This is a genomic window from Anabaena sp. UHCC 0187 (assembly GCF_009712035.1).
In the GTDB taxonomy this organism is placed as follows: domain Bacteria; phylum Cyanobacteriota; class Cyanobacteriia; order Cyanobacteriales; family Nostocaceae; genus Dolichospermum.
The window spans coordinates 81987-97260 of the sequence record NZ_VILB01000003.1; the positions used below are offsets into that span (position 1 = coordinate 81987).

13 protein-coding genes are annotated in these 15274 nt (G+C 37.5%); 8 read left to right on the plus strand and 5 right to left on the minus strand.

The window, feature by feature from the left end:
* Positions 1-40: 40 nt before the first annotated feature.
* The 5 genes from devC (at position 41) to FJR11_RS02905 (ending at position 5810) form a co-directional block, all read left to right on the plus strand.
* Positions 41-1219 carry an ABC transporter permease DevC gene (gene devC, locus FJR11_RS02885; RefSeq protein ID WP_168502227.1) on the plus strand — a complete coding sequence of 393 codons (1179 nt, stop codon included), beginning with the start codon at positions 41-43 and terminating at the stop codon, positions 1217-1219.
* Between the two features lie 217 nt (positions 1220-1436).
* The gene (locus tag FJR11_RS02890; protein ID WP_168502228.1) at positions 1437-2441 is read left to right on the plus strand and encodes an NAD(P)-dependent oxidoreductase; all 1005 of its coding nucleotides are present in this window, start codon (positions 1437-1439) and stop codon (positions 2439-2441) included.
* 47 nt (positions 2442-2488) lie between these two features.
* Positions 2489-2947 carry a DUF2141 domain-containing protein gene (locus FJR11_RS02895; protein ID WP_168502229.1) on the plus strand — a complete coding sequence of 153 codons (459 nt, stop codon included), beginning with the start codon at positions 2489-2491 and terminating at the stop codon, positions 2945-2947.
* Positions 2948-3065: 118 nt separating this feature from the next.
* On the plus strand, positions 3066-4325 hold the full coding sequence (locus FJR11_RS02900; RefSeq protein ID WP_168502230.1) for a glycosyltransferase family 2 protein: 1260 nt from the start codon (positions 3066-3068) through the stop codon (positions 4323-4325).
* Positions 4326-4550: 225 nt separating this feature from the next.
* Entirely contained in the window at positions 4551-5810 is a 1260-nt protein-coding gene (locus FJR11_RS02905) for a glycosyltransferase (RefSeq protein WP_168502231.1), read from the plus strand.
* Positions 5811-6435: 625 nt separating this feature from the next.
* Here FJR11_RS02905 and FJR11_RS02910 read toward each other — a convergent pair.
* The gene (locus tag FJR11_RS02910; protein WP_168502232.1) at positions 6436-7662 is read right to left on the minus strand and encodes a lipopolysaccharide assembly protein LapB; all 1227 of its coding nucleotides are present in this window, start codon (positions 7660-7662) and stop codon (positions 6436-6438) included.
* Positions 7663-7807: 145 nt separating this feature from the next.
* On the opposite strand from FJR11_RS02910, the gene FJR11_RS02915 reads away from it, so the two are divergent.
* Positions 7808-8587: a phosphate ABC transporter ATP-binding protein gene (locus FJR11_RS02915; RefSeq protein WP_168502233.1), complete on the plus strand. Its 780-nt coding sequence runs from the start codon at positions 7808-7810 to the stop codon at positions 8585-8587.
* A 127-nt stretch (positions 8588-8714) separates the two neighbouring features.
* Here the strand turns inward: FJR11_RS02915 and FJR11_RS02920 are convergent, their stop codons facing one another.
* Both FJR11_RS02920 and folK read right to left on the minus strand, forming a co-directional pair.
* Positions 8715-9263 carry an NUDIX hydrolase gene (locus tag FJR11_RS02920; protein WP_168502234.1) on the minus strand — a complete coding sequence of 183 codons (549 nt, stop codon included), beginning with the start codon at positions 9261-9263 and terminating at the stop codon, positions 8715-8717.
* Between the two features lie 98 nt (positions 9264-9361).
* Positions 9362-9850, minus strand: coding sequence for a 2-amino-4-hydroxy-6-hydroxymethyldihydropteridine diphosphokinase (folK, locus tag FJR11_RS02925; protein ID WP_168502235.1), 489 nt, complete (start codon positions 9848-9850; stop codon positions 9362-9364).
* Positions 9851-10269: 419 nt separating this feature from the next.
* Between folK and FJR11_RS02930 the strand changes: the two genes are divergently transcribed.
* Positions 10270-12585, plus strand: coding sequence for a transglycosylase domain-containing protein (locus FJR11_RS02930; protein ID WP_168502373.1), 2316 nt, complete (start codon positions 10270-10272; stop codon positions 12583-12585).
* A gap of 110 nt (positions 12586-12695) precedes the next feature.
* Positions 12696-12890, plus strand: a complete 195-nt coding sequence (psb35, locus tag FJR11_RS02935; protein ID WP_168502236.1) for a photosystem II assembly protein Psb35 — start codon at positions 12696-12698, stop codon at positions 12888-12890.
* Positions 12891-13023: 133 nt separating this feature from the next.
* Here psb35 and FJR11_RS02940 read toward each other — a convergent pair whose 3' ends face one another.
* Both FJR11_RS02940 and FJR11_RS02945 read right to left on the minus strand, forming a co-directional pair.
* Complete coding sequence (locus FJR11_RS02940; protein ID WP_168502237.1) at positions 13024-13446, minus strand: TerB family tellurite resistance protein; 423 nt, start codon at positions 13444-13446, stop codon at positions 13024-13026.
* Positions 13447-13503: 57 nt separating this feature from the next.
* Positions 13504-14844, minus strand: coding sequence for a 16S rRNA (cytosine(967)-C(5))-methyltransferase (locus FJR11_RS02945; protein ID WP_168502238.1), 1341 nt, complete (start codon positions 14842-14844; stop codon positions 13504-13506).
* Between the last annotated feature and the right edge of the window lie 430 nt (positions 14845-15274).

Consider the following 15274-nt stretch of genomic DNA (forward strand, 5'->3'; position numbering starts at 1 on the left):
CTGACAACTGACAACTAACAACTAACAACTAACAACTAATATGAATTTCAAAATTCCTTTAGGGTGGCTACAGCTTGCCCAGCAAAAACTTCGTTTTGTCATCGCTGTAGCCGGAATTGGCTTTATTGTGCTGTTAATGTTTATTCAACTTGGTTTCCAAGATGCACTATATTCTAGTGCAACAGCACTACATCAACGATTGCACGGTGATTTATTTTTAGTTAGTTCTCAATATAAATCTTTAACAGCAATTCAAAGTTTTTCTCGCACTCGATTATACCAAACTTTAGGGTTTGATGGTGTTGATTCAGTTAGTTCAATTTATTTACAATTTGCAAAATTAAAAAATCCCGTTAGTGGTGAGAAGTATTCAATTTATGTCATTGGTTTTGACCCTGGAAAATCCGTACTAGATATTCCAGAAGTTCAACAAAATTTAGATAAACTCAAAATTTCTGATGTCATGCTATTTGATAGAGATGCCCGTCCAGAATTTGGACCAATAGCAGAATTATTTAATCAGGGAAATACTGAACAGCCAATTGAGATATTTCCCTTTGATGCTGTTAAAGGTTATCGGGTGAGAGTTGGTGGTTTATTTAGTTTAGGTCCATCCTTCGGTGTAGATGGTAATTTAATTGTTAGTGACTCAACTTTTTTAAGAATAAATCCTAATAGTCGTCCAGTTGAAAAAATAGATATGGGGGTAATTAAACTCAAAGACAATGCTGATATAAAACAGGTTTTAGCCAATTTAAAAGCCAATCTACCAAAAGATGTAAAAATATTCACTCGTCAAGAGTTTATTGATTTTGAAAAACAATATTGGTCAGTAAGAACCCCCATTGGTTTTATTCTTAATCTGATGCTAATTATGGCTTCTGTTGTCGGTGTGGTAATTGTTTATCAAATTCTCTATAGCAATATTGCTACTCAATTTATTGCCTACGCAACTTTAAAAGCCATTGGTTATGCTAATGGATATTTATTGAATGTTGTTTTCCAACAAGCATTAATCTTAGCATTGTTAGGTTATATTCCTGGTTTTATTGTTTCCATTGGTTTATACGATTTTGCCATGAAAGCAACTAAATTACCCATCATGATGACAACTAATAATGCCTTACTTGTCTTAATATCTACAGTCTTAATTTGCATTACCTCTGGAGCATTAGCTATCAATAAACTCCGTTCTGCTGATCCGGCTGATAGTTTTTAAGAATTTGTTGCATTTCAATTTATCAAATTCTGCCAAATATTCTCTAAACTAAAACCAACCAAAGATAGAAGTTTAATGTTATTAACAACAGTAAAATTCTCTAGCGAGTACAACAGTTCATAGTTGCATTTTATCGCAATTATTAAACTTAGATTGTATAACTTTGTCAAGTGTACGGCTACCCCCACGCTATCACAAAACACCTATCTATATCCCCATGAACTTCCAAAACAAAACTCTGCTGATTACTGGAATTGACGAATTTATTGGTTTACGTGCAGCCGAATTAGCTATAGCTCAAGGCATGAAAGTTAGAGGTATACAAAGTTCCCAAGTTAAGGATCAAACAGCGCAAAAGTTAGGTGTAGAAATTTTCGTTGGTAATATCACTGACCCAGCAATTTGCTCGAAAGCTTGTCAGGGAGTAGATATGGTTTTACACAATGCTCAACTTGCCGAAGAAGCTGGGGATATTAAACATTTCCGAGAAATCAATGTTAGCGGGACTATTAACATCGCCAAAGCTGCTAAACAAGCAGGAGTGAAAACATTTGTCCATCTTTCTACCGCTTTAGTATATGGGTTTGATTACCCTGAGAAAGTCACAGAATCAGGTGCGCTTTCTGGTGAAAATAATGCTTATTGTCAAACTAAAATTGAAGCAGAAATTGAAGTCTTAAAACTGAATAATGCCCCAGAATTTGGAGTAATTGTCATTCGGGCTGGAGATGTTTATGGGCCAGGAAGTCTTCCTTGGATTGTACGGCCAATTCACATGATGCGACAAAAATTATTTGCCTATGCTAATGAAGGCAAAGGTGTGATGAATCATCTATATGTAGATAACTTAATTGATGCCATCTTTTTAGCTATAGAAAAATCAGCTTATGGAGAGGTTTTCAACATTACCGACGGTAAAGAAACTTCCTGGAAAGATTATTTTATTCATCTCGCTTCACTAGAAGGTTTACCAGCACCAATGTCTTTACCTAAAGAAGAAATGAAATTATTCCTCCGGGTGCGTCTTCAAGGACAAAAACTATTTCGTAAAAAAGCTGATATTCTTCCAGAATCAGTTGATTTCATGAGTCGTCCTTATGCCTATTCTATTGCAAAGGCGCAAAATATTTTGAATTACCAAGCAAAAATTGATTTAGCAGAAGGAATGCGCCGCACCAATGAATGGTTGCAAAAAACTGACATTCAAAAACTGATGAAATAGATCAAATTTCCCACAAGTAAATTTTCACAAAAAGGAAGTATTGACTAATGTTGAAAATTGTGAATCTGTTAATTGCTACTTTACTAACTATTAGCTTCACCGAAGTAGCCCAGGCTGAAACAACAACATCTTTAACTGTAGTTGTTAATGGCATTCGTAATAAAACAGGGGAAATTTGCATGAGAGTTTATAACTCTGAAAAAGGATTTCCTGATAGTGCTAAAAGTGAAGTCAAAAGCGGTTGTACTAAAATTACAGGCAATTCCGTAAAGCAGGTATTTTCTGGCTTAAAACCTGGTAATTATGCTGTAGCTGTAGTTGATGATCAAAATGGTGATCACAAACTCAATAAAGACTTTTTTGGCATTCCTAAAGAGGGTTTTGGTATTTCCAAAAATCCTACCGTTTCCATTAGCACTGGAACACCTAAGTTCAATAATGCTAGTTTTAAGCTGGACAAGAATACTACCATTAATATCTTTTTGAAGTATTCTCTTGACCCCTAATTAAAAATTGGGAATTGGGGATTAGCGATTACTTGTTGCGTAGGGTGGGCAATGCCCACCAGCATTGAGTAGAAATTACAAATTACCGAATTATATTCTGTCTAAGACTATAGAGATAATGCCAGATTTCATAATATTTCTATCTAAGTCTTTGTTCGGTTGGCTGGTAATTCAAAGTTGTTTAACGTTAGTATTTTTATGGTATTTGCGTTCATACAAACCCAAATTATTACCAGATGAACAGTTACCAAAAACGGCTGTAATTCTTTGTTTACGTGGTGCTGATCCTTTTTTACCTAATTCTTTGCGATCGCTCTTACAACAAAATTACCCAGAATATGACTTAAAGCTGATCATTGATAGTAAAGAAGATCCAGCTTTTAAAATTGCCACTGAAACAATTAATCAACTGGGTGCAACTAACGTCCAAATTAGCACATTAAGAGCAGTTCGTCATAATTGTAGTCTTAAATGTAGTTCTCTAATCCAAGCTGTTTCTGATTTGGATAATGCTTATCCAATTATAGCTTTTATAGATGCTGATACTGTCGCTCATCCTAATTGGTTACGAGAATTAGTTACTCCTCTCATTGATGATCAAGTTGGACTAACAACAGGAAATCGTTGGTATGTTCCCACAGGTAATTATTGGGGTTCATTAGTTCGCTACTCCGGTAATGTTTCCACAGTTGTGCAAATGTTTCTCTTTCAGATTCCTTGGGGTGGAACATTAGCTATCAAAACAGAAGTGTTAAACCGCATCAAACTTTTAGATAAGTGGGGAGAAGTATTAACAGATGATATGCTTCTTCATAAACTTATCAAACAACAGAAGTTACAAATTAAATTTGTGCCTTCTTTATTGATGCTAAATCGGGAAGAAAGTAGTTTACATAACTTACAAGAATCATTAAAACGTTTAATAATTGGTTCTAAACTTTATCACCCCCGGTGGTTAGCTATAGTCAGTGAAGCATATTCTAGTATTATTGTCCCCAATGTAGTCATCATCGTTATTTTTCAGCTATTATTTGAGGCTCAATGGTACGCGGCAGCTTTACTATTTTCTACCTATATTTCCTATACCATTGGCTTAGTCTTACTAATGCTATTAATGGAATTCGGAATACATAAAATCTTGCACAATCAAGGTGAAAAAATACCTAAACTATCGCCTTTAATTATCCTCAAAATGTTGATAGTAATTCCCTTGACACAGTGGGTCTATGGGTTAATCATGCTATCTTCTTTGTGGACATCAAGTATTACCTGGCGGGGAATTACTTATCGCATTAAAGGACGTGAAAATATTCGGTTAATTGAATACCGTTCTTACCAATGGTTAGATCAACCAATTGATCCAAAAGCTTCTCTTTAAATAATATTGCTCGGTTAACTAAATGTAGGTTGGGTTAAGGAACGAAACCCAACATTATCAACTAGCCTTTCATTACTTTTTAGCCTTAACCAAGCAGTATTATCTATTTAAGAGAATGGGGAAGAATTTTAGATTTTCACTTCAATATCTAAAATCTCCAAGCTAATAATTATTATAAACCAGCGCATCAGTAATCTATTTTTGTAGAAAATTTCCCTCAAAATCATGAACAAAAAACCTCTTCGTATCGCCCTATTTACAGGACTATATGCTCCATTTTTAACAGGAGTTTCTGTTGCTGTTCATCAACGAGTTCACTGGCTATTAAAACAAGGACATGAAGTTTTTCTAGTTCACCCAGAAATTAATGATAAATACCCAAAACAAGTTGGTAATCGTCCCATGTCGGGAATAGAAGAATTAGAAACTTTTATCAATTTTTCTTCCTATTCATTTCCTACCGAACCACTGATATTTTATAAATCCTTACCCCAACCATTAAACCATCGTCATTGGAGTGATACAAAATTACTTAGTCACTTTCAACCTGATATTATTGTTGTCGAAGAAGCCCCACAAATGAGAGGTTTATATTCTGGCTTTTTACAAGGTTATGGGCGTTCTGTGGGAGTAGAATATGCAAAAAAAACTAACACCCCCATTATTTCAATTTTCCATACAGATATTATTGCCTATATCCAATATTATTTCGGAAATAAGTTCTTTAATTTAGTCCGTCCTCTACTGCCAATTTTAGTTAAACAATTTAGTGAAACTTACGATTTAAGTTTATTTTCTTCCCGCGAACAATTAACTAAATACCAAAAACTAAAAGCACAACGCAGCGAATATTTACCCTATCAAGGAATTGATTGCGAAAAATTTCACCCCCGCAATATTTGTTATGATCCAATTCCTGAGGATAAACGCCCAACTATTTTATTTGTGGGACGCATTACTCCAGAAAAAAATGTTAATCAACTCTTAGATATTTATCCTCTCATTGCTGCTAAAATTCCTGATGTGCATTTAGTAATTGTGGGTAGCGGTCCATTAGATGCAGAAATTCGTCGTCGGGCTGAAAATTTCCCCAATGGTGTCACAATTTGGGGTGAATCTCATGGTAAAGAACTTTTGGGTTGGTTTGCGAAAGCAGATATATTTGTCAACCCTTCAGTTACGGAAAATTTCTGTACTACAACTAACGAAGCTTTAGCTTCTGGAACTCCCGTAGTGGCTGTTGTTGCCCCTTCCACCGCTGAACAGGTTATTTCTGGAGTTAATGGTTTTCTAGCTGCACCTAATAACCCTGAAGATTTTGCCCAAAAGGTAATTACAATTCTCGAAAATCCTGACCTCAAAAACCAACTAACTGCACAAGCACGTCCTTCAATTCTTGAATTTGATTGGTCAGCTTGTACCCAAAAGTTTGAAAATAAGCTTTATGAATTAGTTAACATCCGTCAAAAGGTAGATGTTATTTAATTCTGTTCCCTCTCCTTTCTCAAGGGAGGGTTAGGGTGGGGTAATTCTGTATTTTGTTCATTAAAAAAAACGCCAACTTGGCTACTTAGATAGAAATACCTCTGCTACAGTATTTAAGTAGTTGACCTGTGGGCTTTTAGGTTCTTAGTTTGAGACGCTGACAAAGCTATTTGGTTATCAGTCGAAAGATTGCCTACTCCAACTGATAACAAGATTGCTATTGTTCTCAATTGTTCCTAAAACTCTTTATACCTCAGAAGTTTTTACTTCTGGGGTTTTTGTTATTTTGGTAATTGCCAATTATAAATTTTTACCTTTTCCTCTTTCAGTAAAAAAATCTCAGACAAAACAATCTTAATTATGTCCGCAATTTTGAATATTTCCTACCTGTTCAAGCAATGGGAGATATGCAACTGTAACAATAATCATCAATAAACCCCTTTTTTCCCAGACATAAATATAGGAATTATGTCCTAACTCTTAAATCAAACCACTTGATTTTCTCAAATTAATTAGTAAAAATGTAAATAAGTCTAACATCTTGTAGGCTCTCTTGGTGACAACTTAACCTTATCCAATGTCCAGAGTCCGCTAACGCGGACTTTTTTATTTATCTTGATATCCTCTACATTTTTACCTCAGTTTTTAACTTTTCAATTCGTTTAGTAAAGTATGCTTCTTGATATTTAAGTTGTTGGGCTATTGCTAATCCTTTCTCAAATGCTGTTAATGCTTGGCTATATTCTCGGCGTTCTAAATATATCTCACCAATTTGGTCATAAGCTGACATTAAACCATAAGAATTGTTAGCTAAGGTTTGTGTTTCCATGAGAATTTGGCTAGTTTGTAAAGCTGCATCTATTTGTTTCTGTGAACGGTAAAAAGCAATTAATTTCTCTAATGCTTCTGCTGCCTTAGCGTACTGCTCTGATTGCCATGCAGTAGTATAAGCTTGTTGATAATTATCAAAAGCCTGTTGTTTTAAATTGGGATTTTCTTGAGCTAGGGATTCATAATTTGCAGCTATAGCTAATTTCAAAGCTGGAATTGGCATCAGATTTTGTTGACTAGTATAAATTTGGGCTAATTTGTTTAATATATCTATTGCCGCTTGGGGTTGTTTTCCTTGAGCGTAGATATAAGCTAATTGTTGTAAATATGCTAATTCATTAGTTCTATCACCCTGATTAATTGCCAAATTTAACAGTTTTTCGTAAGTATTAGCAGCTTGAGGATAATCAAACCAACTTAAATGTAATTCTCCAATATTCTTTAAAGTCTCTATTTCTCCAGATGAATCTTGTTGTTGTTTGACTAAGATTAAAATTTGTTCATAAACTGATATTCCCAATTTAGGAAGACGGATTTTTTGATAAGCATTCCCAAGGGATTGCCATAATTGCAAATCGGTACTTTTTTGTTTCCCCATCTCGCTTTGAATTACTTGTAATCGCTGACTAATATATTGAACCTCTTCCCGTTCATTTTCATTCCAAGCGATTTCTCCCACCCGTGATAACGCTTCTACCTCAGCCAATATACCTAAATACCGTCTTAATCTTAGTTCACGGTTCCAAATCTCAAAGGCTTTCTTTTTATCTTCTCCTTGTAACATCACCTGCGCCTCTTGATTTAACCCATCTAAATCCGTCTTCAATTTTTGCAATTCTCCTGATGTTAATTCGCGTTTATCTGGTAAATTTGGTAACAGTGGATCTGGTAGAGTCACTTCTAAGGGGTTGGGAGGAAACTTATCCAAATTTTCAACTTTTTTATCCTTTGCAACTGTGCCAGAAATACACAAATGCCAGACAATGATAGTAGTGATAATTAAAATAAAACGCTGTAGCATGGTGGATTTACCTTTGTTACATTAATTAAATGCAATATTGCAGATCAATAGAGGATCTAATTCAGGTTATAAGCAAATATCAATTTTTACAAGTATTCTTCCCTCTTCTCTCTTCTTCTTAACTCCTAACTCCTTTTTTATGAATATGAGTAAAATAATTCCTGCCATTAGTGTCAAAAATTTTAGTTTTTACTACGACAAGCAAAAAATTCTTGACAGTATTTCTATGGATATTCCCCAAAATAAAATTATTGCCATCATGGGACCTAGTGGTTGTGGCAAGTCTACTTTTTTAAAGTCTCTCAACCGCATGAGTGACTTAGAGGGAGAAGTCCAAACTGAAGGAAAAATAGAATTTTTTGGGCAAAATATTTACGAACGACGGATTAATCTCAATCGTCTCCGTCGGCAAATTAGTACAATTTACTCCACACCTAATCTTTTCCCCATGAGCATTTATGATAACGTTGCTTACGGTGTAAAATTAATTGGCTGGCGACCAAAACCAGAATTAGATGATATTGTGGAATTAGGTCTGAAATCTGCTGATATTTGGGAAGAAGTCAAAAATAAACTCCATAAACCTGCTTTAGAACTATCTTGTGGACAACAACAACGGCTGTGTATTGCTCGCGCTTTAGCCGTGAAACCGCAAGTTATTCTGATGGATGAACTTTGCTCTGGACTTGATCCTATTACCACCGCTAAAATTGAAGAACTAATTGAGTGTTTGCGTTCTGAACTAACAATTATATTCATCTCTCAAAATATCCAACAAGTCTCTCGGCTCGCAGATTTTACAGCTTTATTTCAATACAATGAACATCATGTGGGACAATTACGAGAGTTTGCATCAACCAAAAAAGTTTTAGCTCAATTTATGGATTATCGAATTCGTGATTATGCTGATAGTTATTCCCGATAATTACAGCAAAAGTAACCGAGTCAGGAAACATTTCCCCTACTCCCTGCTCCCTGCTCCCTGCTCCCTGCTCCCTGCTCCCTGCTCCCTGCTCCCTGCTCCCTGCTCCCTGCTCCCTGCTCCCCATTCCCTACTTTAAAAATGAACGCAACAGGAAAAAACTAGCAATAGATTTAGCATCTATCGGTTCTCCCTCCAAAATCGCTTTTTCCAACTCTTCAGGAGAGAGTAAGACTGTTTCGATATCTTCATCTTCGTCTTTTTCTGGTGGTGTTTCCAGCTTTTCTAAATCTCTAGCGATAAAAGCATAGATGATTTCATCAGAATAACCAGGAGCAAGGAAAAATTCGCCTAACTTATCCCACTGACGAGCATGATAGCCAGTTTCCTCTTCAATTTCCCGTTTAACTGTCTCTAAAGGACTTTCATTGGGTTCTACAGTCCCAGCCGGAAATTCTAATAATCTTCCCTGCACAGCAAACCGATATTGACGGACAAGTACCAGTTTACCCTCTGCGGTGATGGGTATAGCCACAGCACCACCGGGATGACGAATACATTCCCATTCCCCTTCGGCTTTGTTGGGTAAACGCAAGCGATTAACTTCAAAGTTAAATTTGCGTCCTTTATAAAATAAGCGTTGCTTAAGTAACTGTGGTAATTCTCTACCTAATGGCATAGTAAAATTCTACCGTTTGTAAATACAGAGAACGTATACGGGGGTTTTGTGTTGTGATCAGTTCTTTTTGGGTGGCAAAATGGTAATTTCTTCACCCACTACAATAAATGTACATCAGAAGTGTCTATCTTTAGAAGTAAATCTTGAATTGCCCGTTGAGATTCGGGTTCTATCCAATCCGCAGCAATTTCCGCTAAAGGGACTAAGACAAAAGCTCGTTCAACCATGCGAGGATGGGGAATTTGGAGATTTGGCTGATGCAAAATTAAGTCATCATATAATAATAAATCTAAATCTAGGGTGCGTGGTCCCCAATGCTCCTGACGCACACGTCCAAACTCCTGTTCAATTACTAGTAAATGTGTTAATAAAGCCTGGGGTGACATTTGGACAGATAATATCGCGCAACCATTTAAGTAATCCGGTTGAGTTGGACCCACAGCCTTAGTACAATACCAACTAGATCTGGCTTCTATAGTTATTCCTGATGTTTGGGCTAAAGCTTCTAAAGCTCCCTCTAAAATGGCTGGGGAATTACCCATGTTGCTACCGAGAGCAATTGCAGTTCTAGCAGCAGTCTTTAGCATCCTAGTCAGACTCCTTTTTAATTTTTAAACAACCCCGCTCAATCTATACCTTACCTTGCTTGAATACCTTCGCCAAATTGAAAAAAGCCTTAATTCGTAGGTTGGATTGAGCGAAGCAAAACCCAACAAATGCCTTGGGTTTCGTATTGTTGCTTATTTTCTATTTCTATGCTTTTGATGTTTTGCAATATTATGCAATAATTACATTATTTAATTGTGAGAATTACATTAATGTCCATAACTAGTTTTACAGAAAACATATATTAGCGCTGAATTAAGTTAATAATTTATGGGGTATTATATAGGATATTATATTAACGCCAATATATTGCGCTCAAACCAAACAGGAGAAACTGCTATTGCCATTAGGTAATCATCAACAAAATGACGAGTCCGAAAATGAAAAATTACTACCGGGAATGCAGGTGAAGGCAAAGCAGTTATTAAATCAGATGACAACTATATCATCTGGAATCTTGGGCAAAATTGCCAGCAACGATAAACCCTTTTATCGTCGTTTTTGGTTTTGGGCAAGTTTAGGTTTAGGTGGTGGGATCATTGCTTTCCACTACACAATCTTAGAAATAGATAAAAATTTACCAGATCAGTCTGCACTTAAAGCAGTAGCAAGAGAGCAAACACTGACCATTAAAGCTGGTGATGGTAGTGTACTACAACAGCAAGGTGAAGCCACCAGAGAAGTGCTGACAATAGAACAAATACCAGATAATTTGAAAAAAGCTTTTATTGCTTCAGAAGACCGCAGATTTAATCAACATAATGGAGTTGATACCCAGGGAATTGCCAGAGCAGTTATTAGTAATTTGCGATCGCAAAATGTGGTAGAAGGTGGTAGTACCATCACCCAACAAGTAGCACGAATTCTCTTTCTCAAACAAGAAAAAACCTTTTGGCGGAAACTCAAAGAAGTTCGGTTAGCCCAAAAAATAGAGCAGCAACTGACTAAAGATCAGATTCTTGAACGTTATCTAAATCTTGTTTATTTAGGCTCTGGAGCTTACGGTGTGGGCGATGCAGCTTGGGTTTACTTTAGTAAATCCATAGATCAATTGACCTTATCAGAAATGGCCACCTTAGCTGGTTTAGCTCCAGCACCTAACGTCTATGCTCCCGACAAAAATCCCAAAGCAGCTACAGAACGGCGAAATTTGGTGTTACAGCGGATGGCAGAAGATGGAGTTATTACACCAGCACAAAGACAAGCCGCTACCCAGGAAGCATTAACAGTTAACAGCAGTTTACCCAAACGGTTACAAGTAGAATTTCCCTACTTTACCACCTACATTCAAAAGGAATTACCAAAACTCGTTTCCGCCGATGTCTTAGCTAGTGGTGGTTTAATGGTAGAAACTACCTTAAACCCAACTTGGCAAACAGCCGCAGAAGCCGCAGTTGCCAAAATCTTAAAAAATGAAGGGCGTTGGCAAAACTTTAAACAAGCAGCAATAGTTGCCATAGATCCTCGCAATGGCGAAATTCAGGCGATGGTGGGAGGTAAAGACTTTGGTAAAAACCAGTTTAATCGCGTGACACAAGCCCAGCGGCAACCAGGATCAACCTTTAAAGGGTTTGTCTATGCTACAGTGATCGCTACTGGTAAGAGTCCCTACGATAGCTATCTAGATGCACCTTTAGTAGTAGATGGTTATGAGCCAAAAAACTCCCATAAAAAATTCTCTGGCTGGTTGAATATGAAAGATGCTCTTACCCAATCTGTGAATACAATTGCGGTAAAAGTATTAATAGAAGTGGGCTTTAATCCGGTGATTAAACTTGCCCATGATATGGGAATTAAATCAGAACTCAAACCTAACTATTCTTTGGCGCTTGGTTCTAATGAAGTCAACTTGCTAGAATTAACCAGTGCTTATGGTACATTCGCCCATCAGGGAAATCATACAGATGTGCATGGGATTCGTCGCATCCTCAACCGGGAAGGGAATGTAATTTGGTCAGCCAAGTATGAACCTAAACAAGTTTTAGATGCTGATAGTAGCGCCATCATGACTTGGATGTTAAGAAATGTTGTTACCGATGGAACTGGTGCTGCGGCTCAATTAGATGATAGACAAGTTGCGGGCAAAACAGGCACTACCGATGAATCCCGTGATTTATGGTTTATTGGTTATATTCCTCAATTAGTCGCTGGTGTGTGGTTGGGCAATGATGATAACAGCCCTACCTATGGTAATAGTGGTAGTGCTGCCTATGCCTGGCATCAATTTATGGCAAAAGCAGTAGAGGGAATGCCTGTAGAAAAGTTTCCCTCCCGGCCTAAATTAGAAGGTCGCAAAGGTACTATTAAAGCCGAACCTTTCAAACCCAAAAAACTGATTAATCGCGCTGTTGATGATAGTGATCAGAAATCAGATGAGGCTAATACCAACAATTCTGATTCATCAACTAGACGCAGACGGAGAAAAACCTATAATCAATCGGAAGATTCTTCAGAAAGTACACCAAGACGGAGACGACGCTACAGTCAGGAAAATAATGATACATCTTCTTCTACCCGTCGGAGAAGAAGACGCAGCAGCAGCGAAGAATCTAATAGCAACTCTACTCCTAAATCATCTCGTTCACGACGCAGTAGCAGCGAACAATCACGTCCTGCAAAGTCATCCTCTTCAGCGGGAGAGAATAATTCTGGAGGATCTTCATCATCACCACCTTCTTGGAGGGAAAGACTTAAACCTAATTCTTCACCAGAATAATTAATCTTATGCCTTTGAATACAGCAAAGATTTTTCCTGGGGTAGATGTAGGTGATTCGATCAGTTTATACTTTGTTAAGAAGTGTAACCTACATTAGCCGAATATAATCATGAGTTATTTATTGCTCCAAGTCCCAGTGCAAGATACTGGAAATCACTTTCCCTTAGCTTTTACTTTGGTGTATGTAGTGGGTTTTATCGCTGCTGTCACCATTGGTTCAATTGCCTGGTACAACTCCAAACGTCCCCCAGGTTGGGAAAATAAAGAACGTCCCGACATTATCCCCAAAGTTGAAAAGGAGTAAATTTGGTGATTGGTGATTGGTAATTGGTAATTGGTAATTGGTAATTGGTAAGAATGTTTTACCCAATCCCCAGTCCCCAGTCCCCAGTCCCCAGTCCCCAGTCCCCAGTCCCCAGTCCCCAGTCCCCAATCCCCTAATTCTGTACATCAACCCAACGACGGTAAAGCTTTCTAATTTGCTTAAGCAATGTTGTGTGGGTTGATAAATTAGCTTCACTAGACTTGCTTAACTCTTCCAATTGGCAGAGAAGTCTGGCTTCTTCAGTGGCTACATCACCGTCACTATAAATTAAGCCACTAATGGCTTCAATTAAATTCTCGTAATCTTCCTGAGTTGGGCGATCGCCTAAATACTCTTTAACCCATTCATAACATTCCTTGGGTCTTACTGGCACTAATTCATACAGCCAGGGCTTGATTTCTGGATCATTAGCTAAACCTTTAACTTGAGCTATTTCCCGCAAATATTGCCGTTCTTCCGGCTGAATTTTCCCATCAATCCAAGCTGCTCCAATCAGGATTTTTACTAGTTTTTTTTCATGGAAATTATTAACCATCACTGCCTCCTCTGGTAGATTCGGGCTTTGATTAAATCTTACAATCACTATTAGTATTCACTCGGAATCCTTAGTTTTTCTTAAGCGCACCATAAAAAATCCATCCATATCCTGTTGATGAGGCCAGACTTTTAACCACCCTGGGGAAGAAATATCAACTAAATTAAAACTGGGAGGCTCAATTTGCCAATGGGGATTTGCTGCCAAAAACTCGGAAATTACCTGTTCATTCTCCGCTGGATGCAGTGTACAAGTTGCATACACTAAAACGCCCCCAGTCTTGACAAAACTTGCATTATGTGAAAGCAGTTCTTTTTGGAGTTGGGAAAGTTCCTGTACAGAAACCGGTGTTTGTCGCCAACGCGCATCGGCGTGACGGTGCATAGTTCCCAACCCAGAACAAGGAGCATCAAGTAATACACAGTCAGCAGAATTATAAAATTGCGGTAGGTTACGACTATCTCCCGTACAAATTTCGATAGATTGTAAATTTAGACGTTGGGCGTTTTCCTTTAATTTACGTAACCGGGAAGCAGTTTTATCACAAGCCCAAACTTTGCCCTTATCGCCCATTAATTCAGCAATATGGGTAGTTTTCCCCCCTGGTGCAGCACAGACATCAATCACCACATCACCCGGCTGAGGGTCAAGCAAATGCCCAACTAATTGGGCGCTACTATCTTGAACAGTCCACCAACCTTCAGCAAAACCAGGTAAATTTTGAATTGCGCCGTTATTACCAATTAATCGTAAAGCTTGGGGTAAATGGGGAATTGGTTTCACCACAACACCAGCAGATTCAAAAGCTAATTGTACCTCTTCTAAAGAACTGCGAAGAATATTTACCCGTAAATCAATTGTCGGGGTTTGATTCATCCAGATACACAGTTTTTCTGTTTCTTCAAAACCCAATTCTGCTAACCAAACCTCAATTATCCAATTAGGAAAACTGTGGATAATTCCCAATCTTTCTACAGGATTTTCCGGTAACTGTAAAGGTTCTGATGACTTTTCTGCAATTCGGAGATATTGACGTAATAACCCATTAACAAAACCCGTTAAACCAGGAAAACCATTTTCCTTTGCCAATTCGACGGTAGTATTTACAGCCGCAGAAGGGGGGATTCTTTCTTGATAACGGAGTTGATAAAAACCGAGATGTAAAATAGTGCGGAGGTCTTTTGGTTGTTGTTGGTTTTTCTTAGTAGCAAGTTGATCAATGATAGCATCTAGGGTACGTTGTCTTCTCACGCTACCATAGACTAATTCTGTCATTAACCGGCGGTCATTGTCGGGTAACTTAAACTTTTGTAGCACTCGATCTAAAGCAACATCAGCATAAGCTCCTTTATGAACTTCCTTGAGGGCGATAAATGCAACTTGACGGGGATTGGTCATGATAATACACTAAACACGGCTGCGAGATAGACTTGATAAGATCACAAAAAATTACAGGTAGGGCTGACATTGCCCACCCTACACTATTTAACTCTGTGAATGCCCATCTCCCCCGAAATTTTTCTCTATCCATATAGATAGATAAAAAAATCCTAGCGCGTTTTTACCGTTTTCTAAGTTATCCTAATTTTTGCAATTTAAGCATCGTAATACATATCATCAGCCACAAAAAACCAACTCCATAACCATTAAGGGAGCTAAACGAGGATGTAGATGACGCAACCAGAAATTAGAAATTTGTCGAATCATACTTTTTCAATTATCAAAATTCTCATAGTTATAGTAAAATTTTTTGGATTGATAAAATCACCTAAAATTTCACTACCTTGATCCGATATTTGTGAAGTTTGATTACACAAACTACTTTAGT